Source organism: Cedecea sp. B1(4), from assembly GCF_059414925.1.
In genome coordinates this window covers 1-302 of sequence record NZ_JCAHMZ010000275.1, presented here as the reverse complement: position 1 = coordinate 302, position 302 = coordinate 1, and the positions used below count along the sequence as shown (strand labels likewise).

The 302-nt window shown below is 64.2% G+C and carries 1 protein-coding gene; it reads right to left on the bottom strand.

Annotation, left to right across the window (positions count from 1 at the left end; translation table 11 throughout):
- The coding region (locus ACR6JA_RS22915; protein WP_494599786.1) for a TniB family NTP-binding protein at window positions 1-286 on the bottom strand (286 nt) is incomplete at its 3' end.
- Window positions 287-302 lie beyond the last annotated feature (16 nt).

Here is a 302-nt window from a genome sequence, read left to right as displayed (position 1 = left end):
TATCCAGCGTGGCAATCGACGAGGGTCGCCGCAGCGGGAGCGAAGCCGCGAAGCTGGCCAGCAGTGAGCAGCAATCGTCGTTGGCCTCCCACACCGGCAGCATCATCGGCTCGAAGCGGTTTTCCAACTGGTCGTCCGAGCGGATCGCCAAGTAGGCATCGCGTGTGCCGACCCCGACCAGCGGGATGCGCAGCTCGTTGCCGAGGAAACGCAGCAGGTTGAGGAATTCCCGGCGGTTGACGCTGTTGCCGGCCAGGACGTTGTGCAATTCGTCGATCACCAGCATGCGCACGCCGACCTTG